The sequence below is a fragment of the Paenarthrobacter sp. TYUT067 genome (assembly GCF_023656375.1).
Classification (GTDB): domain Bacteria; phylum Actinomycetota; class Actinomycetes; order Actinomycetales; family Micrococcaceae; genus Arthrobacter.
In genome coordinates this window covers 1-26389 of record NZ_JAMOIT010000035.1, presented here as the reverse complement: position 1 = coordinate 26389, position 26389 = coordinate 1, and the positions used below count along the sequence as shown (strand labels likewise).

21 protein-coding genes and 1 pseudogene are annotated in these 26389 nt (G+C 62.1%); 6 read left to right on the top strand and 16 right to left on the bottom strand.

Annotated features, from left to right (window positions below):
- The 4 genes from MOD31_RS22195 to MOD31_RS21505 all read right to left on the bottom strand — a co-directional run.
- On the bottom strand, positions 1-146 hold a 146-nt coding region (locus MOD31_RS22195; RefSeq protein WP_374207005.1), incomplete at its 3' end, for a transposase.
- A gap of 168 nt (positions 147-314) precedes the next feature.
- Positions 315-2402, bottom strand: a complete 2088-nt coding sequence (locus tag MOD31_RS21515; protein WP_250821667.1) for a PhoX family phosphatase — start codon at positions 2400-2402, stop codon at positions 315-317.
- A gap of 80 nt (positions 2403-2482) precedes the next feature.
- Positions 2483-3499 (bottom strand): o-succinylbenzoate synthase, encoded by a 1017-nt coding sequence (locus MOD31_RS21510; RefSeq protein WP_250821666.1) that lies wholly within the window; start codon positions 3497-3499, stop codon positions 2483-2485.
- Between the two features lie 61 nt (positions 3500-3560).
- On the bottom strand, positions 3561-4166 hold the full coding sequence (locus MOD31_RS21505) for a hypothetical protein (protein ID WP_250821665.1): 606 nt from the start codon (positions 4164-4166) through the stop codon (positions 3561-3563).
- A gap of 101 nt (positions 4167-4267) precedes the next feature.
- Here MOD31_RS21505 and MOD31_RS21500 point away from each other — a divergent pair, with 101 nt between their 5' ends.
- The 4 genes and pseudogenes from MOD31_RS21500 to MOD31_RS21485 all read left to right on the top strand — a co-directional run bounded on the left by MOD31_RS21500 (position 4268) and on the right by MOD31_RS21485 (position 6634).
- Positions 4268-4909, top strand: coding sequence for a DUF2510 domain-containing protein (locus tag MOD31_RS21500; protein ID WP_166841676.1), 642 nt, complete (start codon positions 4268-4270; stop codon positions 4907-4909).
- A pseudogene (locus MOD31_RS22090) lies at positions 4906-4998 on the top strand (DUF2510 domain-containing protein); the annotation flags it as partial. The gene MOD31_RS21500 and the pseudogene MOD31_RS22090, both read left to right, overlap by 4 nt.
- Positions 4999-5049: 51 nt before the next feature.
- On the top strand, positions 5050-5490 hold the full coding sequence (locus MOD31_RS21490; RefSeq protein ID WP_223942667.1) for a DUF2510 domain-containing protein: 441 nt from the start codon (positions 5050-5052) through the stop codon (positions 5488-5490).
- 61 nt (positions 5491-5551) lie between these two features.
- Complete coding sequence (locus MOD31_RS21485) at positions 5552-6634, top strand: LacI family DNA-binding transcriptional regulator (RefSeq protein ID WP_142938232.1); 1083 nt, start codon at positions 5552-5554, stop codon at positions 6632-6634.
- A 167-nt stretch (positions 6635-6801) separates the two neighbouring features.
- Here the strand turns inward: MOD31_RS21485 and MOD31_RS21480 are convergent, their stop codons facing one another.
- From MOD31_RS21480 to MOD31_RS21465, 4 genes are read right to left on the bottom strand one after another with little or no spacing between them, the layout of a single operon-like run.
- The gene (locus MOD31_RS21480) at positions 6802-8184 is read right to left on the bottom strand and encodes a glycoside hydrolase family 32 protein (protein WP_250821664.1); all 1383 of its coding nucleotides are present in this window, start codon (positions 8182-8184) and stop codon (positions 6802-6804) included.
- 31 nt (positions 8185-8215) lie between these two features.
- Entirely contained in the window at positions 8216-9088 is an 873-nt protein-coding gene (locus MOD31_RS21475; protein WP_250821663.1) for a carbohydrate ABC transporter permease, read from the bottom strand.
- Positions 9089-9096: 8 nt separating this feature from the next.
- A complete protein-coding gene (locus MOD31_RS21470) occupies positions 9097-10059 on the bottom strand; it encodes a carbohydrate ABC transporter permease (protein WP_250821662.1) in 963 nt (320 codons plus the stop codon).
- Complete coding sequence (locus tag MOD31_RS21465; protein ID WP_250821661.1) at positions 10056-11474, bottom strand: sugar ABC transporter substrate-binding protein; 1419 nt, start codon at positions 11472-11474, stop codon at positions 10056-10058. The genes MOD31_RS21470 and MOD31_RS21465 overlap by 4 nt, the downstream gene beginning before the upstream one ends.
- A 53-nt stretch (positions 11475-11527) precedes the next feature.
- On the opposite strand from MOD31_RS21465, the gene MOD31_RS21460 reads away from it, so the two are divergent.
- Complete coding sequence (locus MOD31_RS21460; protein ID WP_250821660.1) at positions 11528-12541, top strand: phosphatase PAP2 family protein; 1014 nt, start codon at positions 11528-11530, stop codon at positions 12539-12541.
- 48 nt (positions 12542-12589) lie between these two features.
- Here MOD31_RS21460 and MOD31_RS21455 read toward each other — a convergent pair whose 3' ends face one another.
- Positions 12590-12859, bottom strand: coding sequence for a hypothetical protein (locus tag MOD31_RS21455; protein ID WP_250821659.1), 270 nt, complete (start codon positions 12857-12859; stop codon positions 12590-12592).
- Positions 12860-13078: 219 nt separating this feature from the next.
- On the opposite strand from MOD31_RS21455, the gene MOD31_RS21450 reads away from it, so the two are divergent.
- Complete coding sequence (locus tag MOD31_RS21450) at positions 13079-14446, top strand: acyltransferase (RefSeq protein ID WP_250821658.1); 1368 nt, start codon at positions 13079-13081, stop codon at positions 14444-14446.
- Between the two features lie 101 nt (positions 14447-14547).
- Here MOD31_RS21450 and MOD31_RS21445 read toward each other — a convergent pair whose 3' ends face one another.
- From MOD31_RS21445 to MOD31_RS22005, 7 genes are all read right to left on the bottom strand, one after another.
- Complete coding sequence (locus tag MOD31_RS21445; RefSeq protein ID WP_374207004.1) at positions 14548-17367, bottom strand: S8 family peptidase; 2820 nt, start codon at positions 17365-17367, stop codon at positions 14548-14550.
- A gap of 148 nt (positions 17368-17515) precedes the next feature.
- Positions 17516-18733, bottom strand: a complete 1218-nt coding sequence (locus MOD31_RS21440) for an MFS transporter (protein WP_223940721.1) — start codon at positions 18731-18733, stop codon at positions 17516-17518.
- 443 nt (positions 18734-19176) lie between these two features.
- Complete coding sequence (locus tag MOD31_RS21435) at positions 19177-21153, bottom strand: chaplin family protein (protein ID WP_250821656.1); 1977 nt, start codon at positions 21151-21153, stop codon at positions 19177-19179.
- 98 nt (positions 21154-21251) lie between these two features.
- Positions 21252-22322: a hypothetical protein gene (locus tag MOD31_RS21430; protein ID WP_250821655.1), complete on the bottom strand. Its 1071-nt coding sequence runs from the start codon at positions 22320-22322 to the stop codon at positions 21252-21254.
- 129 nt (positions 22323-22451) lie between these two features.
- Positions 22452-23324 carry an MBL fold metallo-hydrolase gene (locus MOD31_RS21425; RefSeq protein ID WP_250821654.1) on the bottom strand — a complete coding sequence of 291 codons (873 nt, stop codon included), beginning with the start codon at positions 23322-23324 and terminating at the stop codon, positions 22452-22454.
- 92 nt (positions 23325-23416) lie between these two features.
- The gene (locus MOD31_RS21420; protein ID WP_250821653.1) at positions 23417-24994 is read right to left on the bottom strand and encodes a polysaccharide pyruvyl transferase family protein; all 1578 of its coding nucleotides are present in this window, start codon (positions 24992-24994) and stop codon (positions 23417-23419) included.
- 46 nt (positions 24995-25040) lie between these two features.
- Positions 25041-26389: RCC1 domain-containing protein (locus tag MOD31_RS22005; protein ID WP_374207003.1), on the bottom strand; the 1349-nt coding region annotated here is incomplete at its 5' end.

The following is a 26389-nucleotide window of genomic DNA, read 5'->3' as shown; positions in this document are numbered from 1 at the left end:
CGGTGCCGATGAAGCCAGTTCCCCAACGTGCTCTCCTTCACCCCGAGCTCGTCAGCGACTTGCTTCACTGAACGATCCGAGGACAACACCAGCTGCACAGCTTCCTCACGGAAAGCCGCATCATATTCTCTTCTAGGACCAGTCATTCTGAAGTCGATCTCCCATCAACCTGTCTCAGAAAACCATACGGCCGCAGTGATAGAGCGTTTGGTTCCAGGCATGTGGGATGTGAGCGAGCGTCGGATGATGAAAATGCTCCCCCACCCATGACAGCGGGAGAGGGAGCATTTCGTCAGTATCGAAAGAAGCAGGCGTTACTTGCGGAAGACCTGCACCACCGAGGGGCGAGGGGCGCGCACTGCACCGGCGGGAGGTGTGGCTCCGGCCGGAACGTAGTCCGGGAAGAAGGAGTTCTGGGCAGCGAACGAGCCATCCTCGCCAGGGTGCTGGACAGCGACGAAGACGGTGCGTTCTTCATCGTGAATGATGGGTCCGCATGTTTCGGCGTCGCGCGGGACAGCGAGGAACTGCTCCACCTTGCCGCGCTCAGGTCCTTCGAGTGTGACCTTAAAGAGCCCGTCCGCGTAGCCGATGGTGCCGGGGGCGCCGTCGGTGGAGATCCAGAGGTTGCCCACGGAATCGAAGGCCACATTGTCCGGGCAGGAGACGGGCGAAACCTTATCGGCCGGGAATCCGGAGAAGTACGTGGAGGTGTTCTTGGCGGGGTCTCCGGCAACCAACAGGAGGTTCCAGTTGAACGTGGTGCCTGTTTGCTCGCGTCCTTCGGTGATCTCCACGACGTGGCCGTCACGGTTCAGGGTGCGCGGGTTGACCTCGGTGGCGCCTTCCTTGCCCGGCTTGCCACGGTCCGTGTTGTTGGTGCAAGCCACGTAGACCTTGCCCGTACGGGGGTTGGGCTCCACGTCTTCGCAACGGTCCATCTTGGTGGGGCCAACCTTATCGGCAGCGAGGCGGGTGTAGACGAGAACTTCGGGGACGGTCATGCCCGGCACAGCGGAGGTGCCGTTGACCACCAGCGGAAGCCATTCACCAGTGCCATCGAACGCACCGTCGGCAGGGAGTTTGCCCGTGCCGTCAATGTCGGCAGGAGAGTCACCTGTGAAACGAGCTACGTAGAGGTCGCCCTCGGAAAGCAGGCTCATGTTGTTCTTGCGGGCTTCCTTGGAGTCACCAGCCTGGTACTTCCCCTTTGAGACGAACTTGTAAAGGTAGTCAAAGCGCTCGTCGTCGCCCATGTACGCCACTACGTGACCGGAAGGAGCGACGATGACGTTGGCGCCCTCGTGCTTGAAGCGGCCCATGGCGGAGTGCTTCTTGGGGGTAGAGGTGGGATCGAACGGGTCCACTTCCACGATCCAGCCGAAGCGATTGGTCTCGTTGGCGTAGCCGGAGTTGCGGGTGTCGAAACGAGGCTCGTCGAGCTCCCACTGGCGTGTGGTTGCCTTAGCGGAAATCCCATAGCGCTTGTCGCCGTCGCTGGTGCCCGGGGCTGCGAAGTATCCGTTGAAGTTCTCCTCACCGGAGAGGATGGTTCCCCACGGGGTGGTCCCACCGGCACAGTTGCCCAGCGTGCCCTTGATCCAGCGGCCGGCGGGGTCATCAATGGTCTTGACTAGGTTGGTGCCAGCCGCGGGTCCGGTCAGCTCGTAGACGGTGTCTGTGAGGAAGCGCCGGTTCAACGGTGCGCCCTGGACGTAGCTCCACGGCTTGTTTTTGTTCTTGCGCTCGAGCTCCACCACGGCCAGTCCGTGCCCTGCGCGACCGATTGCCCGTGCTTCGGCGGGGTCGAAGCCTACGGGCAGCATGATGTTCTCGTTGGTGTACTCGTGGTTGCTGAACAGCACGGCCCGGCGGTCTTTGGATCCGGGGATCGGCAGGATGTCCGTGTAGTCGTTGTTGTAGCCGAACTGGCGGGCCTGTGCTGCCGCGGTCTGCGCGTTGAGGTCGAAGGCCGGCGAGTCGGCGAAGAGGGGATCGCCCCAGCGGATGATCGGTTTCCAGTCAAAGCCCTCGGGGACAGTGAAGGCATCCACTGCTGCGTCTACGGGCTTGATGGCGGTGAACTTCAGCTTGGACTTGTCGAAGCCCTTCTTTGCGGCATCGGAGAGCCCTTGACCGGAGTCGGCCACAGCGGTGTCACCACCGGTTACGGCACCACCGAGCACGATTGCAAGCGCTCCGGCGGCCCCGAGCCCCAGCGCAGCGCGGCGGGACATAGCGGTTGAGGCGATGTCGCGGAAGTATCCATTGGCGCTGGTGTTGCAAACCTTGCCTGAGCAGGCGTTGTCGCATTTCAAGGCACACGTGACGGGGCTCCGCTTGCCTTTTGTGTGGCCGAGCATGGGGAGCAGCGGAAACGTGCGTCCGGTGGTTTCAGACATGGGGGTATAGACCTTCCAGAGGATGTACGAGGTTCCCGCTGAGCCTTTCAGCGGAATCCAAAGCTGAGAGGTCCCTCTGGTTAAGACCCGGTGAACAAACCGTGCTGGTTTCGCGCCAACGTTGAGTGCACGCGGCGGAGCCGGTCCAGCCACCAGTCCCTGCGCTCCCCCGGTGCCGCGTACTGCTCAAGCAGCCCAGCATCGGCCAGGGTCTCACGTAACTGGATTGCGCCGTCGTCGGCCACCAGCGGGTCCAGCGTGATGTCCGAAGCGAACAGCGAAACGGTGCCAAGGCCGCAGGCATAGGGAAGGGACGGGAGCGCGGCTGCGAGCGCTAGGCCGGCACGTATTCCCACCGAGGTGTCAAGTGCCGAGCTTACGACGGCGGGCAGTCCCGCCTGCTCCACGATGTGCAATGCGCGTGCGACTCCCCCAAGTGGCGCGACCTTGACCACGATCAGGTCAGCAGCACCGGCCCGGGCAACACGAAGGGGGTCTTCTTCCTTCCGGACGCTCTCGTCCGCGGCGATGAGGACCGGCGTACCGGCTGCAGTCAGCCGACGCCGGACCTCCGCCAGGCCGCCAATGGTGGGGACGGGTTGTTCAGCATATTCGAGGCCTACTGCGGATAGTTTGCCAAGGGCTTCCACGGCCTGATCTGTGTCCCATCCCCCGTTGGCATCCACCCGGATGGCAGCATCAGGAAGGGCCTCACGGACTGCGTGTACCCGCGCGACGTCGTCTGCCAGTTCCTGGCCCCGCTCCGCAACTTTGATCTTGACAGCGTCAACCCTGCCGAAGCGCGCAAGCACCTCAGGCACACGTTCGGCCGCGACGGCGGGAACTGTAGCATTGACCGGGATCCTGTCCCGCAAAGGCGGGGGAAAACCCAGCCAGCCCGCTTCCAAAGCTGCGGCCAGCCAGCGGGAGGATTCGTCGTCGTCGTATTCGGGGAAGGGGCAGAACTCACCCCATCCAAGAGGTCCTCGCAGGAGGAGGGTCTCGCGCTCCATGATGCCGCGGAATTTCACGCGCATGGGTAGCGAGACTACGTGGGCGGAATCGAGGAGTTCTTCGAGCGAGGGAAATGCAGGCATATTGCCACTGTACCGGCGGCTTCCCACCCAAGAGGCAGGCCAATTCGGCTATGTGGAAAAGCTACTGGTCCCAGTATTTCTGCACGCCCGCCAAGGCTTCAGCCAACTGCTCACCGGACAGGACGAGCGAGCTTTCCGGTATCCCCAACGCTTCCCATCGCAGTACGAGCGTGATGTCCTCCTCCATTGGCAACGGCCATAACCAGTACCTGCCGGTGAATTGAACGAACTCGGAGTTGTTGCTTCCTCCGCCGCCTCCCAAGGTTGTCAGCACAGGGCCAGTGACGGCTGCATCTTCGAAGGCCGCCGGTCCGTGGATGGCCGCAACAGCCTTGCGTCCGTCCGCAACAGCTACACCCAGTTCCAGTCCCGTCCGGGTGTCCAGGCTTGACCGCGGGCGGTTGTAGCTCTCCTCCACCATCTCCCGCCACTCCTGGTCCGATTCGGTGCCCCGCCGCACCGACCAGACCAGGTCAAACAGGCAACCTGTGGAGTACACCTCCACAAGTTTCAGGACCACCACGGTGCGGCTGTCCTTGTGAACAAACCCGCCGACGCGCGCAATACCGGGCAGCTCGTCCGACGGCGGGCCGAGCCACCCCGGCTGGGCAGGCTGCGGTTCCCGCGGCCGGGCGGGCTGCTCGGGGAGGTCATCGAAGAAGCTCATGATCCATCCTTACACCGCTGCAACGGGACCGGGAGAGGTGCGTGGCAACCGAGAGGCAGCAATCGCGATATTCTCGGAATACGACTCAAAGTGGGGGAGATATGACTCAATCAACGCCCGGTTCCGCGACGCCTCCCGGCTGGTACCCGGACCCTTCAGACCCGCGGCTCGTCCGGTGGTGGGACGGACGCGCGTGGACAGCCAACCAGGCGCCGGCTCAGTTCCAGGCGCCAGGACAGTTCCAGGTTCCCGTCCAGCAGCCACGTCCGCAGCTCAGCCCGGAGACTCCGGTGTACAACCCGTTTATCTGGGCGATCACCTTGTTGCCGCTGCTGTCCATCCTGCTTCTACTCACGTGGCAGCCGGAGTTCAGGATGATCACCACCCGGCAGGGGGTCACCACCATGGATCCTTTCTCCATGTACACCCCTGGCTATTTCTTGCTGATGGGCGCTAGTTTCCTGTCCTACGGGCTTTCGGTGTTTTTCGCTTTCCTGGACCGTCAGCGCCTCCTCAAGTCCGGCGTCGTCCGTCCTTTTCACTGGGCGTGGGCGTTCCTTAGCGCGCTGGTGTACGTGATCGGCCGCTCTGTGATCGTTAGGAAAGTGGCGCCTAATCGTGGGCTGTGGCCTGTCTGGGCAACAATCGCCGTGTTTGTTATCAGCATGGTGATCACCGGCATCTGGATGTCCAATTTCATGCAGTCCGTGTATTCCCAGCTGGGGTATTCGGTCCAGACGTGACAGTTCCCGGGTGGTATGCAGATGCTCGGGACCACAGCCTCCGATGGTGGAACGGTACTGAGTGGGTAGACCACGTGGTACCTGCAGGGGTCCCACGTCCAGCGATTCAGCGCCCGATGCTCCGCCAAGGCCAGAGCGTTGTGAATCCGTACATCTGGCTTATTGCCGTCCTGCCTTTCCTTCCGGGCCTACTCATGTTGACGTGGCATATCGAGATCCGTACCTACACCCGGAACGGCGCCCTCACCCTGGACCCCGCCACGATCATCAGCACTGGCTACTTCCTGATCTGGGGCGGATTGGTCTTAACCTATTGCTCCACAGTGGTGCTGGCCCTGCTTGATACCCGACGCTTGCTGAAAACGGGCGTCACGCGACCATTCCACTGGGCATGGTCCTTTCTGGGAGGGATTCCCTATGTCATTGGACGGTCGGTGGTAATCCACAAGGTGGCTCCACGGCGGGGCTTGTGGCCACTGGTGGTCATCCTCGCGGCGTGGGGACTTTATTTCGTGGCGGGGACTATCAAGGCCTTGGACTTCATGGAGGCCGCGTTGCGTGAATTGGGTTACCCAGCCTGACCCCACCGGATCCTCACACGCGTTAGGTAGACTGCTGACAATAAAGGACGGAAGGACTTCCATGAACCGCAAGGCCACTGCACTGGACGTCGCCAAGAGGGCGGGTGTGTCCAGGAGCGCGGTCTCGCTGGTTCTAAATGGGCGTGGCGACGGTAACGTGGCCAAGGAGAGCCAGGACCGGATCCGGCAGGCCGCCCTTGAATTGAACTACTCCCCCAACGCTATTGCCCTGAGCCTGCGGAACCAGCGCTCTCGTGTGATCGGCATCCTGTCCGACGAAGTAGTGGTCAGCCCCTTTGACGGCAACATCATCGGTGGCGCCGACGACGTCGCCCGCAGCCGCGGCTTTGTGACCGTAGTGATGGACACCGAAAGTGATACCGCCAGGGATGCGAGCGCCATTGAAACGCTCCTGGATCGGCAGGTTGATGGGCTCATGTACGTGACAGTTGGCTTGAAACCCATTGAGATTCCGCACGGCATGCTCCGCGTCCCCTCGGTCCTTGCCAACTGCTATGACAACCACCCTCAACAGCAGCTGCATCACGTCATTCCTGACGAGGTATCCGGTGGCAGGATGGCCACGGAGCACTTGTTGGAACTTGGCCACCGGGACATTGCGCTGCTTGCCGGGTTGGAGGACTCGCCCGCGGCCCCGTTGCGTGTTCAGGGCTACCGGGATGCACACGCAGCGGCCGATATCCCGGTCCATGCAGACCGGATCTTCATGGCCGGCTGGGATATCGACGCCGGTTTCCGCGGCGCCATGAAACTGCTCGACGGCGTGTCCCCGGCTGATCGGCCCACGGCCATCATGTGCGCGAACGATCGCCTGGCGGTGGGTGTGACCCTTGCTGCCGCGCGTTTGGGACTCAGTGTTCCCGGGGACCTGTCCATCATGGGCTACGACGACGAAACCCGGATCGCCGACACCATGGTGCCTTCACTCACCACCATGGCGTTGCCCCTGCGGGAGATCGGCCGTGCCGCCATGACCACGCTGCTGGACGCGATCGAGGGCACGGGCGAAAGCGCGGGCGTAGGCGCGGGCACCCCCACAGCAGGAAAGGGAACCACGGTCGAAACGATGGTTCCCTGCCGCTTAGTGGTGCGCGAGTCCACAGGCCCCGCCCCCACCCGCTAACACCGCCCGTTGCGAGGCCCGCTCTGCACCCCTCGACACACCCAAAGCCTGCAAAGCAGGCCTCACAACACGCAGCCCCCTCGTTGCGAGGCCCGCTCTACACCCTTCGACTCACCCATAGCCTGCAAAGCAGGCCTCACAACGGACGTACGACGCCGGCCTGCCGCCTACTCGGGCAGCGTCAACACCCAGACGTCGGCAGTCGCGCCATCGGGCAAGGTGAGCTGCCATTCCTCCCCCGGAGCCGGGTAAGCCCGGACGGTGGTGGCCACGGAACCGGTGCGGTAAACCTCCACGAGTGACGCATCGATGAAGATGCGCAACTCCTCGTCCAGAGTCAGGGAGCCTGAGTAAACCACTTGAGCGGCGGCCCCGGACCCAAGCACCAGTTCCACGGAACCGGCACCTGCAGCACCGCGCACCAGCACTTCGGCGAATTCGGGAACCGCAACGGGACCGGCAGCACCTGTAACCACAGCAGTACCCCGATACGCCTCAACCTCGGGCGCAGGAGAAACAGCGAGCGCCCCGCCAACCACGGACAAAACCCGGGGGTGCGTCAACACACCCGACCACCCGGCGTCGTCGACTTCTTTTTGCGTGCGGCCCCGGCGACCATCACGTCCTGGCCCCTCGTTGGCCCACCCCCACAGCAGTGCCGCGGGTGAGGACCCATGGGCGAGCTGCACAATCTGAGGAGCGTAGAAGTCGCGGCCGAAATCGGACTTCCCCCCGGAGGAAGGCGCAAACACCGGCAGCCCGGTCTGGGGGTCCAAGGACAGGGACCCGATCAGGTGCCCTACCCCGTTGGCGTGCTCGTGGTCGTCGCCGGAGAGCCACAGGGAGAACATCATGACCCAGCTGGACCCACCGGAAGAAGAAGGCACTTCCACCAGCTGCGGGCATTCCCAGATCTCGGCGGGCGTATGGGCAGCGGCCACGGGGTGGTCGCTGGTGAGCCAGATGCCCTGGTACTCCCACGCGTCCATGTCAGACACCGTGTACAAAAGCAAAGCGGCGCGGCCGTCGGACAGACCTGCCCCTTGCATGGCGTAACGCGCACCGCCAAACCAAAAAATAAAAGGGTCCCGCACTGCGGTGACCAGCGGATCCGAGGGCATTGACGCCGCAACGTGCCCGTCCTGTTCCCAGGAAACAAGGTCGGCGGAGCCGCGGGCAATGACCACCTGGGAATGACCCCCGTGGTCCTTGATACCGGAATAACAAGCGGTTGGCACGCCGTCGTCGTCGGTCACCACACCGGTCCAGCATCCAGCGGAGTCAGGGCCGCCCGCCTGCGGCGAAAGCGCTACGGGGTGCTCTTCCCAGCGCACTAAATCAGTGGAGCTCACATGCCCCCAGTTGATCTGGGAGTGCCGCGCGGACAGCGGGTTGTACTGGAAGAACACGTGGTAGCGGCCGTTGATGTAGCTGATGCCGTTGGGATCGTTGATCCATCCCTGCGCGGGCCGCGGGTGGAAGCGCGGGAAGGCGGGATCCGGGTGCGTCGCCGCCATGGAAAGTGAGGAAGAGAGTGCAAGGTCCGTCAACGGAGCCCCTTTCAAAATGATGAAGAAGAAACTATTTGCCTGTGCCTGCGGTGAGTCCGTCCTGCAGTGCACGCTGGCCGAACATGAACACCACCAGCGCGGGAATCATGGAGAGGACAACGCCGGCCAGGACCACGGAGATGCTTCCGGTGCCGAGGTTGCCTTGGAGCGAGACCAAGCCCAGGGGCAGGGTGAAGTTCTGCTCGGAGATGGTCATAATCAGTGGCCTGAAGAACTCGTTCCAGTGGAAGTTGAACGCCAGGATGCCCACAATGGCCAGGCCAGGCATGGCCAGCGGTGCATACACCGAGCGGAACGTCCGCCACGGCGAGGCACCGTCGATCGCGGCCGCTTCAGCGAGCTCACCCGGCAACCCCATGAAGTACTGGCGCATCAGGAAGGTGCCGAACGCCGTCGGGATGGCCGGAATGATCAGCGCGAGCAGTGTGTCGGAGAGTCCGACGCCGCGGATCAGCATGAAGACGGGCACAATGGTGACCTGCGCAGGCACCATCATGGTGGCCAGCACGATCGAGAACAGCGCGCCGCGCCCCCGGAACTTCAAGTGCGCAAACGCGTAGCCTGCCAGCGCTGCGGTGATCATCTGCCCCACCGCGATCAAACCGGTCACCAGGGCACTGTTAATGACCAGAGCCACGATGTTGAGCTGCTTGAACACTTGCTCATAAGAGGTCAGGTCCGGGTTCAGCGGAAGGAACGCGGGCGGCAGCTGGAAGGATTCCGACGGCGGTCGCAGCGAAGTGGACAACGTCCACATCACCGGGCCCAGGACAAAGACGGATGCGATCAGCAAGACAACCACGCGGATGGCTACGGACCAGTCGCGCTTCTTCCGCTTCACTACAGGCGCCGTGGTGGTGACACGTTCTTGAAGGATAGTCATGGCGGGCCTTACTGGTAGAAGACGAATCGTTTGCTGAGCCGGAACTGCGCGGCGGTGATGGCCATGATGATCAGCGTCAGGATCACTCCGATCGCCGAGGCCTGGCCGAACTCAAGGCGCTGGAACGCGGACTCAAAGATCACCATCACGGCCGTTCGTGTTGAGTCGCCGGGTCCGCCTCGGGTGAGCACATACGGCTGGTCGAACACTTGCAGCGCGTTGATGATCGCCATCACCGAGGCCACCAGGGTGGTGGGGCTCAGCAGCGGCAGGGTGACGAACCAGTGCTTTCGCCAACCCGTGGCACCGTCAATCGACGCGGCCTCATACGTCTCCACCGGAATGGAGGCCAGCCCGCCAATGAACAGCAGGAACGAGAAGCCGAAGTTCTGCCACACATAGACAAGAATTACGACGGCGGCTGACCCGGTTGGCGTTGTCAGCCACGGGACCGCTGGGATGCCAACGATGGACAGCAACCAGTTCACGACGCCGAATTGCTCGTTGAAGAGGTACCGCATGAAGATCGATACCGAGGCTGCGGAAAGGATCAGCGGGAAGAAGAACGCCGATCGGAAGAACACCCTAAGCCAGGAAGGGAGCTTCTCCTGCACCATGATCGCCAGGCCAAGTGCCAGTCCGAGCTGCAGGGCCACAGCCACCACCACGAACACGATGGTGTTCAGGAATGACACCCTGACGGTGGGGTCCTGGACCACCTCAGCGAAGTTGTCGAAGCCCACGAACGTTGGTGCCGAGATGATGTCCCAGCGGAAGAACGCGAGCGCGATCGAAGCGACGATCGGCAGCAAGGTGAAGATGCCCATGCCCACGATGGTGGGCGCCAGGAAAGCCCAGGGCAGCCAGCGTTGCTGCAACCGGCCGCGCTTGGACGGCTGCGCGTGTTTATGGGTCGGCTTCCGTCCCGATTCGCTCCCCGTCCCCGTTGGCGTACTGGTTGCGGTGCTCATGGCTGCCTCCTCAGGGCCAGTTCAAGATCGCGCTGCATGGAACTGAGGGCGTCCTTGAGTTGACGCTCGTCTCCACTGACAGCCAGGCTTACGTTTTTCATGAGGGCTGTTTCCACGGAAGCCTGCTGGGGTGGCGCTGGAATGGGACCTGTGGTGGGGAACCTGTCCAGGGTGTCGTAGAAGACCTTCCAGTTCCGCGGACCTGTTCCTGCGTAGAGCTGTTGGTTGGCCATTGAACGACGTGCAGGGGTGGTGTTCGGTGTGGGGAACACGATTTGCATGGCTTCACGGGTGGAGCTGAACTTCACCCATTCCCACGCGGCGTCCTTGTCTTTGGCGGTCTTCATAATCGCGTAGCCCGCCGTGCCGAACTGGTGCCGCTGGGTCCGCCACTTGGGGAAGAACTGGACGTCGAAGTCGTTCTCCGTCATCCCCGCCTCGTGGAGGCCTTGCACCCAATAGCCGCCCGCCGGCGTCGTACCTATCCTGTTGGAGGCGAAGAGGCCGATCAGAGAGTTACCGCCGCCTTCCTCCGGCCGCACACCCAATCCGTCCTTCACGAGTCCGCGGAGGTAATCGAAGGATTCGAAGACCCTGGGGTCATCGGCGTTGGGCTCAAGCCACTGGTAGCCGCCGGAGCGGAGGTTGCGGGAGGGGTCGTTGGCATAGAACCCGTCCCACAGCCATTCACCACCCGGGGACTTGGTCTCCTTGAGGAAGCTGGTGTCATTGGCGTAGAGCCACGGCACCACTCCACCGAAGAGCCGGTTGGTCCAGTAGTACGGGGTGAAATCCTTGGGGTTGGCCTTCTTCATGGCGGCGAGGGTGCTGCGGAAGTCCGTATGCGTCCAGTTGTCGGACGGCCGTTCCAGGCCTGCTTTGGTCAGTGCCGTGGTGTTGTAGTACATATTGGCGGCGTTCCAGTCGATGGGGAGCTGGAACAGGCTGCCCTTGTACATGAACGCTTCCACCAGGCTGGGGTGGACATCCTCGAAGTATTCGCGCATATGGTCGGCGTCGCGGCGCAGGTACTCATCCAGCGGGTGGGCCAGTTTCTCTGCGAAGAGTTGGGCGCCTTCCGTGGCCACGTATACGACGTCCGGCGGGGTGCCTGCTGCAACCATGGTGAGGATCTTGGTGAAGAAGTCCTTCCAGTCCACCGCTTGGATTGCCTGGACCTTGACCTTGATTTCGGGGTGGACCTTGGCGAAAGCGTCGATGACCTTCTGGCGGGCTGCAGCGTCCGCGGCGGTACCCATGATGGCGATGCTGAGGCTGTTGTCTCCGCGGCCTGGAATATCGGATCCGGTCAGGCGCGGCCACGACGCCGCGGTGACTCCGACAATTCCTACGCCGAGGGCGGTGAGGGCACTCCTACGTGTGAATTCACGCAAAGCCCCATTGGTTCCCGACATGTAGATTTCCTTCCCTAACACGTGTTAGGAAGCCTATTCCTGTCACCTAACACGTGTCAAGCGTCACAGGAATGTTGCCAAGGCCTCACCTTCGGCCGCCACGCTCGGGAGCGACTCACACGAGCTATCCAGAGAACTGTGGCAGTCTAGTCAGAATGAGTTCCCAGCAATTCCGCACCAGCGGGAGGTCGAGCAAACGGCCGCTTCAAGGACGCGACGCCGGCGCGGGCACAGGATTTCTCTTCTGCCTCGCCACGATTGCCAGCGCCGTTGGCCTGGCCGCGACGTACTACTTCTTTGTGCGCACCACTGCCGGCCAGTTCATCGACGAGTCCGCACTGGTTGAAGCTACCGTTCTGGGCGGAACAGCCGGCAGGGCTTCCACCGAATTCCTGGATATGCTCCCCATGCTTTCGCTGGCAATTGCAGCCATCATGGTTCTCTTCGTGACCGTGGCGCGCAGGCGATGGACCGCCGCCGTAATCGCAGTGGCAGCGTGCATCGCCGCCAACGCAGCCACACAAATTCTCAAGCTCCTCATCCCGGACCGGCCCGACCGCGGCGTACAAACACTCGTACTGAACTCACTCCCCTCCGGACACACCACACTGGCCGCGTCCGCCGCAGCCGCCGTGTTCCTCATGGTCTCGCCCCGCTGGCGCCCCCTGGCAGGCTTCCTCGGCAGCACTTTCGCTGTAGCAACAGGCGTCTCCACGCTCATCAACCAGTGGCACCGTCCGGCCGACGTCGTTGCGGCATTCCTGGTAGTGGCCGTCGTCATGCTCCCGGCAGGATGGCTCATCCTCCGCACCGGCAACCGCTGGAACGTCTGGGCGGGTTACGGTGAACACTGGGCCGCCTCCCGGCTGTGGGTGTGGCTAACCGTTGCGGCCCTGGCGATCGCTACTTTTGTTGCCGCCTACTCGCTGCTCCAGGTCATGCCCGGCCTCAGCACAGACAGCACCATCGACTACTTCTGGGCCGGCACCGCCTTCATCGCGATCGCCGGATACCTGTCCGCCCTTGGTGGCACATGGCTTTTTGGTATGGCGGCGCGCAAGGGCTGACGCTCTTTGAGGGGCGATCGGCGCTAAAGGGTGCGCCGCACCCGGCGCTTAGTCCCCTGGACGGACCGAGTCGAAGAATTTGGGCTCCGGGGAAGGCGAAACGCGGTTCCGGGCCTGCTCCTGGATGAAGTGCCGATCCTCATCGGTGAGCACCGTGCCACCATGGGCATCCATGGTGTCCCCCTCCCCCGTTTCCGCATTGATGATCGCGGTGACGGTCCTCGGCACAATCATGGTTCCCGGATTGTCGACGAGCCATTGCTGTGTTTCGGGAGAAAGCTGGTCCCAAAATTCTTTGATGTGCACAACGATCAGCACTGCCCTTCATTGGTGGGGGTAGATTCGCAAACTGCGCCATGCGCGGCGGTGGAACACTCGGTTGATCAGGGACGGAGGTGCTCTTCTAGGCTACGCCGACCCGCGCCGATTCCACCCTGCAATCACCAACATTCTCGGGGATGACGTCGACTACTTATTCCTCATGAGTTACAGTTAGTCCAATCGATGGACAAACAACTGCTAATCACAGGAGCTCGCATGTCATCCACCCTCAGGCCCGACTCCCGCAAATCCGCCCCGCGCCGGAGCACCCCGGCTGGCACCGTTCCCGCATCCCGCGATTTGGTGGTGGACTTCATCCGCGTTGCCTGCATGTTTGCTGTTGTTGCGGTTCATTTGCTCATGATGGGGATCAGCGTGGACGAGTCCGGCATCGGCGTGGGCAATCCCCTGACGTCGCTGAGCTGGTTTGCGCAAGGTACGTGGTTCGGCCAGGTCATGCCCCTGTTCTTTATTGTGGGCGGTTTCGCCTCGCTCACGTCGTGGCGCAGCCTGCAACGCAAGGGCGGCGATGGCGGCGACTACCTCAGGAACCGGGTGCTGCGGTTGGTTCGGCCTACGGTCGCCTTGTACATCTTCCTCGCCATTGCTTTGTGGAGTGCGACGGCGGCTGGTGTCCCCGTCGATTTGCTCACCGTTATCGCTGCGGGCGCCGGAGTGCAGTTGTGGTTCCTGGCCGCGTATCTTATCTGCCAAGCCATGGTCCCCACCATGGCAAAATTCCACGAGGCAGCGCCTTACCGGACCATCGCAGCGCTGGCCGCGGGCGCCGTCGTCGTCGATGTCTTTCGTCTGGGCCTGGAACGCAACCCTTGGGGTTTCGACTCGAACCCGATCGGCCTGCTGAACATGGTGTTCGTTTGGGGCCTCCTTCAACAGCTTGGGTTCTTCTACGCCGACGGCTTCTTTGACCGTTTCGCCAAGTGGAAGCTCGTGCTTGCTGCTGCCGGCTGCTACGCCGTGATGGTTCCACTAACGCATGCCGGGCCGTATCCGGTGGACATGCTGACCAGCCAGAACCCGCCCATGTTTCCCCTGATCCTGGTAGGGCTGGCACACATTCTGTTGGTGAAGGCCGTCTACCCGGCGCTGCAGCGATGCGTCCACATCGGTTGGGTGCAGAAGGTGATGTTCGTGGTGGGTAGTCGGGCCATGACCATCTACCTGTGGCACCTGCCGTTGATCATCGCCATGTTTGGCATTGCTCTGGTCCTGCAACTGCCGTTCCCCGAACCGGCCGGCACCGAATGGTGGCTCACCCGGCCGCTGTTCTACGTAGCTGCTTGGGCCCTGGTGTTGCTCGTCTCCACCCCACTGGTCCGGCTGGAACTTGCCAGCACAGCGCTGGCACCGGGTGCATCGCGGCCGGCGATGTGGCGCATCGCCCTCGGAACCGTGCTGGCGATCATCCCGCCGTTCGTGGTGATGAGGTCTGCGCTGGACGTTTCGAATGCTAGCTGGGGGCTGGTGCTGCTGGTGCTCGCCGTAGCTCTGGTGTCCGGGAAGCTGCCGGACCGGGCATGGAAGACCCCGCGAAGTGTTTCGTCCGGGGCCGTGGCTTCCTGACCTGCTTTGAAAGACGAAGGGCCGCAGAACAACCTAATGGGGTTGTTCTGCGGCCGTTCTTTGTTCAAAAGAGGTCGGTAAGTCGCGACCCCCGCGAACAGCTATGGCATGCGGTAAAGGAATGCCGCCATGGCGTCGCGGTTAATGGGTTCCATCGGCTGGTACCAGTAGTTGTTCTCCCCCAGTTGCCAGCCGGAGGAGATCCCGGCAACGCTCATCCAGACCATTTCCTTGTAGAACAGCTGGCCTGAATCGAGGTCCCTGAAAGGTGGATTCATGGGTGCTTCATAGTCGGGCTTGTTGACCAACCGGTACAGGAAGGCAGCCATCGCATCGCGTTTAATCGGGGTCAGCGGCTTGTAGTAACGCGCCCCGTTCTCAGTCCATCCGGACGAAATGCCGGTTTCTGCCAACCATGCCATCTCCTTGTAGAACTGCTGCGTGGTTGCAACGTCCATGAAGGGAGATTTCGCGGGAGGTGTGTAGTCCGGTGAGCCGGCCGCACGGTAGAGGAATGCTGCCATTGCATCACGGTTGATGGGTGTCACGGGCCGGTACGAGACGGATTTGTCCGCCTCCACCCAACCGGTAGAGATCTTGCGGTCTGCAAGCCAGGACATTTCCTTATAGAACTGCTGGGTGGTCGCCACATCCCGGAACGGTGAAACAGCAGGCGCCGTAAATTCCGGCCCCTTTGCGCTGAAGTAGGCTTTCCACTCGGAAGTCGCCCCGTTGAGCACTGCATAACCGCTCTTCGGAACGGCCGTGATTTTGGCCTGTCCTCGGGCGGGGTGAGTTCCGGCTGGGAGCGTTTTGCCATCCACTTGGTAGTCCATGGTCTCTGACTCCGGAATAGTGTAGCGATCGTTGCCCATGTACGGGGCTTCGGTGAACACTATGGCTTCAGGCGTAACAGCCTTGTCAGCGGCAACTACAACAGCTGTCGGCTGGCTGCCCATCTCCAACAGAGAGTAGGGGGTTTTGGATCCCATGACGTGCACGGAGAGTGTGCTGCCGAGGTCTTCACTCGTCAGGGTGTAACTCGGCGCACTGGATACGTGCTCTCCAGTGGTACCGGCCTTGTTGCGGGTCCAGCGATAGGTCAAGTCCACAGGGGCCGGGCCCCACGTACCCGGGTTGGCCGTTAGGGTGCTTCCCACGTAGGCCGAGCCCGTGATAGTGGGCACGCTACCAAACAAGGTTCCGGGAGCCACTTGAGCTGTGGGCTCCGAGGTTGCGGAGACGGCCGGTGCGAACTTCTTGGTGGCAGTAACAGTGACCGTGATGGTGGCTTGGTGATCATCCTCAGTCACCCAGTAACCGTTGCCGGTTGCTCCGGGGATGGGTGTTCCCCACCGATTCCACTGATAATTCCAGGTGGCTTCATAGGTGTTTCCCCAGTTGCCAGGTTCAGCAAGCAATAACTTGCCAACAGCAGCCTCACCGGAAATTGTGGGAGTGCCCGCCGTGATTGGCGCAGCCTCGGCTGCCACCTTGGTGAGAGTGGCGTTGGCGTCAACCAAACCGGCGCCGCAGCCACAGCCGTTGATCGGCCGAGCTGAGGCCTTTAGCCTCTGTTCAACATCCGCGGGGGTCAAAGCAGGCAGTTTTGAATACATCATGGCTGCTACAGCCGATACCTGAGGAGCGGCCATGGAACTGCCCTCCATGTAGAAGTAGCCTTCGGAATTAGGAGTAGTCAGACCGTCATTGAGCGTGGACAAAATTCCGTCGGAAAAGACGCTAGCCATGTCTCCGCCAGGAGCTGCGACGTCGACGTTGATGCCGAAGTTGGAGTACGACGCTTTAAGTCCATTGCGTGTGCTCGCACCAACCACCAGCACGTTCTTACAGTTGGCAGGGCTGACCTTGGATGCGTCGATGCCTTCGTTACCTGCGGCCACCACCAAGGAGGCGCCTTTGCTTCGCGCAAAATCTGCAGCGTTTTGGTAGATCGTGGAGCAAGGCGCAAGGCCTCCGAGGCTCAGGTTGATGACGTTCGCTGGATTCGCGTTCGCTGGGGCTCCCGGAACTGTTCCGCCTGCCGCCCAAACGATCGAGTCTGCGATGTCGGAAGCGTATCCGCCGCAGATGCCCAGCGCACGCACCGGAACGACCTTTGCTTTGGGAGCCACGCCTGCCACGCCTCTGCTGTTCCCTGCTACAGCGGCCACGAGGCCGGCCACATGGGTCCCGTGCCACGAAGATGAATACCCGGGCCATCCGGGCTCGCACTCCCCGTAGTAGGTGGCGTCGCCCTCATCTGCCGGATTCGAATCGCGTCCGTTCGAGTCACCTGCAACGAGGGGATCGTGAATCATGTCAAAGCCAGGCAAAATATTGGCGTTCAGATCCGAGTGGTTCGTAATGCCGGTATCGATGACCGCTACTACGCTCCCAGCACCCTGGCTTACGTCCCATGCCCCAAGGACACGCATCCCGCCGCTGTCGACGCTACTGTGCGCCCACTGGTCTGAGTACAACGGGTCGTTGGGCTTGGAAGCGAAAGGTCGCATGATGACGTCGGGTTCGGCGTACTCGACGTTGGGGTCAGCGACGAGGGCGGACACCAGGTCATTGGCTTCTTCAGCGCCGAGTTTCTGGTCCGTTTTCACTACTTCTTCACCCGTTGCAAGGGTGCGCACGGCTTGGACAGGGACACCAATTGTTCCAGCGGCGCGATTCAGGGACGACTTTCGATCCAGTGATTGGATGCTTGCACGTTCCTTGAACTTCACAATGAATTGGTCCGTCGGCAGGACCGTGGAATCGGTGGACATGGTCCGCGGCGCTGCGCTCGGCGCAGGCATCGGCGTTTCATCGGCTACGGCCGGGAGGGCCGGGAGGCCTGCTCCAACCAGGGCGATTACGCCCGCAAGAAATACTTGAGAGCGCACACTGGCTCTCCGTCGGATCTGCATAAAACAGCGCCCTCTGCTCAGACGCCCCCAAGAGCGCGGAAAAAGGGCCGCGAGACTGCGGCCAGGATGAGTTTAGCCAAAGTATGGACTTTCCTGCGAATTTCCTGTGAATCTATCCCACCGCCTGAGTCAACGCGCTGGCTAAAAGCTAATAGTTACGCCGGTGCTTCAGCCTTGGAATTGCGACGGCGAAAACCACTGCCGCTGCGAACCCCAGTACGCCTGTGGCCCAGACGCCCGCCGACAACGAGAACGCGGCCGTTAACCCGGACAGCAGCACAGGTCCTCCGGTACCACCCGAGTCAGCCATGAATCGCCAGATGCCCAGGAAGTGGCTCCGCCCGTTGTCCGGCGAGAAGTCGGCGCCGAGCGTCATAATGAGCCCCGAACTGATGCCGTTGCCGAACCCGATGAGCAAAGCAACCAAGAGGAGCGGGACGAATCCGGCCGTGAAGGGAATCAGAATCAGAGCGGTTCCCATGATCAGCGTTGACGGGATGGCCACCCACTGACGTCCCTTCCTGTCCATGAGTTTCCCCGCGGGGTAGAAAACCAACATGTCGATCGCTCCGGACAAGCCGAAGATCAACGACGCATGGGTGGCGTCGAGTCCCAAATGATCCGCCCACAGCGGGATGACCACCTGCCGCGATGCGCGCAATGCGCTCAGCAGGAGGATGCCGAAGCCAACCGTCAGGAACACCCCGGCATGGGAAACTGCGACGCTCCGCAACGTCGACGCCGGGGGCCGGGGACCGCCGTCGGACGTTCCGGGGGCTACCAGATCCGGAATGGTGAGAGACAAAACAGCCGCGGCAAGCATGCCACCAAAGCCCACCCAATAGGCGCCGCTGATCCCGGCGAACTGCATGACGCCGGCGCCCACGAATGGCCCGATGAAGAGGCCGATCCTGGTGACACCGCCCAAGGTTGAGAGTGCACGCGCCCGAAACATGACGGGGACTGCCTCAGTGAGGAACTTTTGCCGTGCGAGGTTGAAGACACTGGCCGACATGCCAACCAGGGTCATGGAGGCGGCCAACAGCCAGAGCCCATGTTCCATCTGCGGGGCGAACGCCGCCGCGCCGAGGGCAATCGCACCCACAGTTCCCGCTCCGACGATTGACCACCGTTCACCGAATTTCTCGGTGATGATCGACGCCGGAATGTTGAACAGCCACGATCCCAGGCCTATCAGCGTCACGATCAACGCCGATACAGCCACCGAAGCGCCCAGGTCCCGGGCGGAGAGGGCAATGACGGGCAGGACAGCCCCCTCGCCGAGACAGAAGAGCACAGCTGGCCCGAATGCCGGGAGCGCTACACTGCGGAGGCTGAAGTTTTTGTCTGCTTGGGTGGTGGTCATCCCTTTCATCCTATGACCGCCCTCACCGTGGTTGCTTGGAGGGGCTGGCTGGCTCACACTGTTACCGCGCTGCGCATCCTTTGCCGCCGGGCGCTCCCCTTCGCGACTCGCACCGTTTTCCTCGCTGCGCACCCCTTGCCGCCCAGCGCTCCCCTTCGCGACTCGCACCGTTTTCCTCGCTGCGCACCCCTTGCCGCCCGGCGCTCCCCTTCGTGGTCAGGGCCGCACCCTTTCGCGCCACTCGCACCAGAGATAACGGGGGCGATCGGCGCTAACGGTAGCGACGACACGTTGGTGTGGGTTTACCGGGGCGGTCGGCGCTAAGGGCAGCGACGCAGCGTGGGGGTGCGGGGGTGGGGCGTGCGGGGGGTGCGCGCAATTGTTGCGGCTCCGGGGTGTCGGAGCCGCAACAACTACATGCGAAGTGAGATTACTTCCTTGGCTTAGCGGCGGCTGGCTGCTGCCTTGCGGCGGCCAGCTACTGCGAGCAGGAGTCCCATCAGGAGCATGGCCCCTGCCAGGAGAACCCACTGACCATTCAGGCCGGTGTTGGCCAAGGTGTTGGCACTTCCGACGGCGGTGGAGGCTGCCGCCGTCACTGCTCCCTTGGCGGCACCCTGCGCCACTACAGCGCTGGCCTGGGTATCGGTACCCGTGCTAACTCCAACACTTGCAGGAGGATTGACAACCGGCGGATTCACCACAGGAGGGTTGACCACCGGAGGGTTGACCACCGGAGGGTTCACAACCGGCGGGTTCACCACGGGAGGGTTCACCACAGGAGGATTCACCACCGGAGGGTTCACCACCGGAGGATTCACAACAGGAGGGTTCACAGTGGCTGTCGATCCCCCACCAATTCCCACCGAGGTGGAACCGAGGGTTACGGGAGCCGTGATCGGGATGATCAGCTGGGTGCCGGAAAGAATTCCGTCGCTGCCGGTGGTGGTGCTACCGGAGGTCGTGCCCGTCGGGGCAGTTCCGCCGGTGGTACCCGTGTTCGTGGCGGAAGAGTCACCCAGCAAACCAGCTGAGCTCGCACCCAAATTGACCGGCACAGATACAGGAGCAACAACCTGGGTGCCGGAAAGAATTCCGTCGCTGCCGGTGGTGGTGCTACCGGAGGTCGTGCCCGTCGGGGCAGTTCCGCCGGTGGTACCCGTGTTCGTGGCGGAGGAATCACCCAGCAAACCAGCCGAGGTGGAACCGAGGGTTACGGGAGCCGTAATCGGAGCAACAACCTGGGTGCCGGAAAGAATTCCGTCGCTGCCGGTGGTGGTGCTGCCGGAGGTCGTGCCCGTCGGGGCAGTTCCACCAGTGGTATCAGTGTTCGTAGCGGAAGAGTCACCCAGCAAACCAGCTGAGCTCGCACCCAAAATGACCGGCACAGATACAGGAGCAACAACCTGGGTGCCGGAAAGAACTCCATCGCTGCCGGACGTGGTGCTGCCGGACGTGGTGCCCGAAGGAGCAGTCGCCGAAGCACCAGTCGAACCAGCACCACTGTTCGTAGCAGAGGAATCACCCAGCAGACCAGCCGAGGTGGAACCCACGTTGATCGGCACCGTCACAGGAGCAACAACCTGCGTACCTGAGGCCATGCCTTCTGAACCGGAAGTGGAAGCACCCGAGGTCGAAGCACCCGAAGGAACCGACGCACCAGAAGAAGCAGCTGAGCCGGAGGTAGCAGAGGAGTCTCCGCCAACACCCACGGCAGTGGCTCCGATGTTAACAGGGACCGAAATCGGAGCCACTACCTGAGCGCCGGATGCGATACTCTCTCCCCCCGACGTGGTTGCCTGCGCCGGAGCCGAAGCTGGGGCCGGAGCCACAGCAGGGGCCGGCGCAGGAGCTGAAGTTGTAGCAACGGAGTCGCCAAGGACACCAGCTGAGGTCGAGCCCAAGCTGATCGGCACAGTCACCGGTGCCACTACTTGGGTTCCCGAGGCGATACCGTCCGAACCGCTGGTGCTGGCTGCCGGCGTCGGGCTTGTTGCAGCCGCGGGAGCCGCAGGTGCGGCTGGAGCGGCAGGTGTGGCTGAGCTCGTCGCAGTGGAGCCCCCCAGCAGACCCACTGATGACGAGCCCAGGTTTATGGGCACCGTTACCGGAGCAACTATCTGCGTTCCGGAGCCGATGCTGTTGGAACCGTTGGTGGTGGCCGTCGGCGCCGGGCCCGCGCCGGCGGCACTCGAACCTGCAGCAGGTGCCGAGACGGTAGCTGCTGAATCCCCCAATAGTCCAAGTGATGTTCCGCCGAGGCTTATCGGCGCTGTTACGGGTGCCACCACTTGCGTGCCGGAAAGGATTCCGTCTTTGCCGCTGGTGGTGTCAGCGGCGTTTGCCGCTGTGGCGCTGAGGACGATCATGCCCCCTGCAAAGCATGTGCCGATGAGGCACTTGCGTATGGTCGTGTTCATTGTGGTTCTCTCCTGAAGACGTTGTTCCCAAGGGCGTCCGAGTGACGGATCGCCTGAATGACCGTCTGCCGCGAAGAGCTGTGCGGCTGGTGGGGGAACTAGTCAGGAGAGGAGCCGGGGTCGAAGCACACCGGCGTTGGATGTTGTTCGGTGCCGGCCGTTGTCAGGCCGGGAAGAGCGTCGACGGGGATGATCAGGGCGCCCTGCAGGAATGCTGCTGCTGGGCTGGGCGGACCGTTTTGGGAGTTCCCGGAGCCGGCTCCCGTGAGGCTGCCGGGGACTGCTGCGGGGTCGGGAGTCAGGTCCGCAGGCGCGGCAGGATCGTCGGCTGAGGAGGCGCCGCCGAGCACCGCTGTGATCCCGGTGGGACCGAAGTTTCGTGCGGGATTCAGCAGCACTGAAGCGCTGGCGTTCACTCCTGGTCGAGTGACGCGCGGGTCCAGTTTGCCGGTCTCAAGAAGAGTTGTGCCTGTGGAATGTACGACGCCGGTAGTCGCCAAAGTGCCGGCTTCCGCCGCAGCGGGGGCAACAGAAGCGTCGGTTCCCGGCACAGCGGGGGTCTCGGGTGCCGTGGCGGGAGGCGCCACCACCGGCGGAACTGCCACAGGCGGAACAGGCGGAGCGACTACCGGCGGAACTACGGCTTCGACGGGCGGCAGCACGGTGCCTACAACGCCGTCCACAACGCCGACAATCGGGTCCACAATCGGGGACACTACGTCAGTGACAGGTTCCAGCCGGGCGGGTTCCAAAACCTGGTTCACCGGCGGAACAACTACGTTCACGGTGTGGTCTACGGTGTTGGTGACAGGAGCCACCACCGTGTTCACCACAGTTCCTGCAGTGTCTGACGGGACCACGTTATTGACCACCGGGACGGCTGAAACCACATGATCAACCGTGCCGCCAACGTGTTCCGCAAGGGGTGTCACGGCAGGCACGTGGACGTTGATCTGGTTGGTGGGTACCAGGCCCTTGACCACGTTCGGTAGAGGTACGTTCGGCACGGGAATGCTCACCGATGTTGAGGACGTGACAGATCCATGAAGGGTTTTGTCAGAGGTTCCCGTATCTGCACTTGCGGCCGAAGCGGAAAGTGCCATCCAGATTGCGGTGCCAGCGCCAGCGACCATGACGGAGCGGAGAATGCTGGTAGCACGCGGAAACACGCGTGAACCCGTCATCTCGACACCCCCAGGTAGTCGCGAACCAATGGTCGCCTTCATCCTAGGACGGCATTAAGCGGTTAGTCCATGGTTGGGAGTAAAGAAAATGACAAATTTGTAAGGAAGCTTGTTTTACGAAGGATAAAAACCCGTCTTTTCCGGCCCGAAGTCCGGAGTGCCCACTGAAGAACGTCCGTGGGCGTTGGTTTCCTGAAGCCTCTTAATGAACCAGCGTGATTGCTCCGGGCCGTACGGCAGCACAGGAATGGCCTTGGTGGCATCGGAGGGCATATCGCGAATGGACTGGGTTGCCTGCCGGACTGCAGTTCCCATGGTGTCAGCCATGGTTTTCACGAACTCATCGCTGGCGGGTTTGCCGTGGCCCGGGACAAGGAACTCGTAGCGGTGGCGCAGGGCAGAGATGTGCCGCAGGGCATCCGCCCATTCCTCCGGGTACGAGTCCTCGAACGACGGATGCGCGCCCTGCTCCACCAGGTCGCCCACAAACAGCGTGGAACTCGTGCCAACAAGCAGGTCGCCGTCGGTGTGCGCGCGGCCGAGGTAGAAGAGGGTGGCGGTAACCCCGCCGAGGTCCACCAGGACAGGCTGGTCATGGACCAGCGCGTTAGGGACAACGATGTCGACGGCGTCGCCCTCCCCCGCTGCCATCTCAGGTTCGTTGGTGGCCACGAAGCGTCGCTGGTTGTCGGCGTCGCTTTCTATGGCCGCCGCACAGTTGGCGTGCGCCCAAAACTCCGTGACGCCGTCGTCGGCAAAAACAGCGTTACCGAAGAAGTGGTCGTAGTGCGCGTGGGTGTTCACCACAACCAGCGGAAGCTGGGTCTTTTCGCGAACTGCAGCGAGGATCTCCCGGCCCTGGCGCGGGCCGCAGCCGGTATCGATGACCATGGCGAGTTCAGAGCCCACCACAAGCCCGGTATTGAGTAACGATCCCTCGGTTTCCAAGACGTAGTTGTCCGGTCCGAGTTCTAGCCAAGCTGACAATTCGTGCTCCGTATCCACTGCAATCCGGCGATGTTCAGGCCTCTACTCTACCCATGGAATCCGTGCGAATGCTGGAAGGCAGGCGGCCTTCCTTAGCGCGGCAGCAGCCGGAGCTTTCGGCACGCACGCACCAGCAGGGACGACTCCAACAACTGAAGCTTCTCCTGCAGATAGTCGCGTTCGATCCGGAGTTGGTGGCCTTCAGATTCCTTGGCTGCAAGCGCGCCGGTGACTTGGTTCAGCTCGTCCCGCAGCCCGTCCCGGACCGCTTCCATTGCGCCGAGGCTTCCACGGGTGTCCTCCAGGAGGTGTGTCAGGCCATAGAGCTCTACCGACTGGTGGCCAATGTGCAGTTCGTTGTTGGCCGTCAGCTGGGCCACTGCCGGGTGCTCATCGGATGCGAGTTCCAGAAAGGCCGGCTCCGGGCTGACAAGAACCGGAGCTTCCGGTCGTGAGCCCTTGAGGGTTTCGACGACGGCGTCCCACCACTCGCGTTGGAACTCGCCTTGGGCGGGGCTCAGTTCCTTCAGATATGAACGGATGTCATTGTTGCTGGCCAGGAACTGGTCTACGAAAGCATCGAATTCCGGAGCGGCCAAGTGGCGGAGGGAGCGCATGGTGTGGCCGAGACCCCAGTTTGCAAGTGCCCCACCGATCCGCACCTCACCGTAGTAGTCCACGGCGATACCCAGGCAAGGAACGCCTGCGGACAGTGCGAAGACGATCGGGTGGTACCGGCTCGCCACCACTATCTCGGCCTGCATCGTCAACGACGCAGACTCCTCCGCTGACAGCTGACCGCAGACCATCACGTTCTCCGTGTTCATCCTGCGCCGGATGTCCTGGTGGGTTTCAATGTCGATGTCAGCTTGGCCCGGGTGCGACATGTGGGCGATCATCACAACATCCAGCTTGCCGGCGTCGGCGATTCTGTCCAGCACCTCAGCGATCCGCTGGTTGAAGGCGTCCCTGTCCATGGCGCCGGTGCCGGGCGCAAAAGTGGCTACCAGGAAGGGCCGGCCCGGTTGGGGCTTGTACGTCACCTGATCCAGTTCGAGGGCGGCCGGAAGGGCGTGGTCCACCTCAAAGAAGCTCGCGTCGTCGAGCGTCAACCCAGCCGGCACGTCGGCGTTCCGCATCAGTTCCCACGAGGTTTGTTCGCGGACACTGGTGAGCGTTGCTGAGCGGAAGAGTTCCACAACCGTGTCATAGTCAGGGCCCGTCAGAACAGGCCCAAGAGTTTGCCCGGAAATGACCAGCGGCTTGCCCAAGGCGTTGGCGATGGCGCCCACCGCTGCCCTTTCGTAGAGCAGCCAGCCGTAGGGGGAAGTCATGTTCCCGCCACCGGCGATTACTACGCCATCGCAACCCTTCATGGTCTCAATGAGTGCATGAACCTGGTCCTCGGCGGGAAGGGCAGACATGTCCCCTGCCAGGATGGCCTTGATCTCGCGCAGGTACCTCTCACGCCGGTGAGGAGGCCACGGGAACTCCAAGGTCTTCACTGACTCGGTGCCAAAAATCCTGGTGCTCTGCTCCGGGTCCCGCGACAACAGCACAATGTCCGTCACTCCCCTGGCGCGCAGTTCGTCCACCACGGCATGGGTCATGGCTTCGTCACCCACGTGATAAACGGGCTGACCAATATCCCCAAGAACTACAACTCGCACGACACTCCGGTGGTTGGACGCAAAAAACAGCTTCCAGCGTACCGGGTTATTGGAAGTCGCTTGGTCCGCCATACGATGATTGCAGCGGGCCGATACCCAACGCAGATGTAGCCATTGCCCGATTCCAAGCCTCATTGAGACGAATCGGGGAGGGCCTGTTAGTAGCCGTTCCATCACCCAACGCGCCGGGAACCATCATTTCGTTGTTGTGCCCGTTCGCTCCCCAACCCCACAAGCCTCCATCGCCAGTAGTTGCAAAGCCGTTGTAGTTCCCTCCAACTATTCTTGTTGCTCCGGCAAGTCCTGCCACTGGCCCAGGTACGATTCGGGTGGTAGTTGTCCCGTCTCCTAGGTTTCCGTAGTAGTTGGTCCCCCAAGACCAAACAGACCCATCGGCACGGAGAGCGAAACCGGTCCCGGCGTCGGACGCCGCTGCAACGGCCACAACACCGGAAAGGCCATATACCTGCACCGGCACATAACGATTCACCGTTGAACCGTCACCCAACTGGCCGTTGTGATTGGCACCCCACGCCCATACTGAGCCATTAGTGGCCAAGGCGTAGCCAACGTCTCCCGCTGCGATCGAACTGATCTCAGGCAGCCCTTCGACTACTCGGGCGCCGTATGACACCCCAGGCGTCCTGCCAAGCTCGTAACCGGATGTCCAGACCTTCCCGTTTTCCAGTGCCAGTACAAATCCAGAACCGCTGGCAATCGCATCTACGTTGGACAATCCCGGCACCTGAACAGGGGCGGCATAATTCATCTCGGTGCCACCAAGAGATCTGTAATAGTTGAAACCCCATCCCCACACTGAACCATCAGATTTCAGTGCATAAGCAGTATCTTGTGAAGCGCTGATTGCAATCACATTGGTCAGCCCAAGAACTTGTACCGGCGACCTTCGCGGAATCATTGTTCCGTCTCCCACGGAGCCACTTATGTTGGATCCCCAGCCCCAAACGGTGCCGTCGTTTTTCAACGCGTATCCGGTGTAAGTTCCGGCCGCCACAGCTTTCACGTTCTCTAGACCGGGAATCTGCTCGGGTTGCATCGGATGTGGCTGGGACCAGTCGACGACCGTGCCGTTACCTAATTGGCCGAAGTCGTTAGTACCCCACGACCACGCTGTTCCATCGCTTTTGCTGGCATAACCGGAGCCAAGGCCCTGGGCTATTGAAGAATACTCTCCGTCACCGCCGGGCGGAACGGTCGGCGTGGGTGTTGGTGTGGGTGTGGGTGTTGGGTTGGGGTTTGTTGGTTGGGGTTTGATGACGGGGGTGTTTTGGCAGGGGTTTGCGGTGAAGAGGGGCCAGGTGTTGGTTGCGGTGGCTTTCCATTCGCCGAGGTCGAAGCCGAGTATTTTGATGCCTGCCAGGACGCCGAGTCGGC

Coding starts and splice junctions, on each gene's coding strand:
- MOD31_RS21515 (WP_250821667.1), bottom strand. CDS start 2,402: ATGTCTGAAACCACCGGACGCACGTTTCCGCTGCTCCCCATGCTCGGC.
- MOD31_RS21510 (WP_250821666.1), bottom strand. CDS start 3,499: ATGCCTGCATTTCCCTCGCTCGAAGAACTCCTCGATTCCGCCCACGTA.
- MOD31_RS21505 (WP_250821665.1), bottom strand. CDS start 4,166: ATGAGCTTCTTCGATGACCTCCCCGAGCAGCCCGCCCGGCCGCGGGAA.
- MOD31_RS21500 (WP_166841676.1), top strand. CDS start 4,268: ATGACTCAATCAACGCCCGGTTCCGCGACGCCTCCCGGCTGGTACCCG.
- MOD31_RS21485 (WP_142938232.1), top strand. CDS start 5,552: ATGAACCGCAAGGCCACTGCACTGGACGTCGCCAAGAGGGCGGGTGTG.
- MOD31_RS21475 (WP_250821663.1), bottom strand. CDS start 9,088: ATGACTATCCTTCAAGAACGTGTCACCACCACGGCGCCTGTAGTGAAG.
- MOD31_RS21470 (WP_250821662.1), bottom strand. CDS start 10,059: ATGAGCACCGCAACCAGTACGCCAACGGGGACGGGGAGCGAATCGGGA.
- MOD31_RS21465 (WP_250821661.1), bottom strand. CDS start 11,474: ATGTCGGGAACCAATGGGGCTTTGCGTGAATTCACACGTAGGAGTGCC.
- MOD31_RS21450 (WP_250821658.1), top strand. CDS start 13,079: ATGTCATCCACCCTCAGGCCCGACTCCCGCAAATCCGCCCCGCGCCGG.
- MOD31_RS21445 (WP_374207004.1), bottom strand. CDS start 17,367: ATGCAGATCCGACGGAGAGCCAGTGTGCGCTCTCAAGTATTTCTTGCG.
- MOD31_RS21440 (WP_223940721.1), bottom strand. CDS start 18,733: ATGACCACCACCCAAGCAGACAAAAACTTCAGCCTCCGCAGTGTAGCG.
- MOD31_RS21435 (WP_250821656.1), bottom strand. CDS start 21,153: ATGAACACGACCATACGCAAGTGCCTCATCGGCACATGCTTTGCAGGG.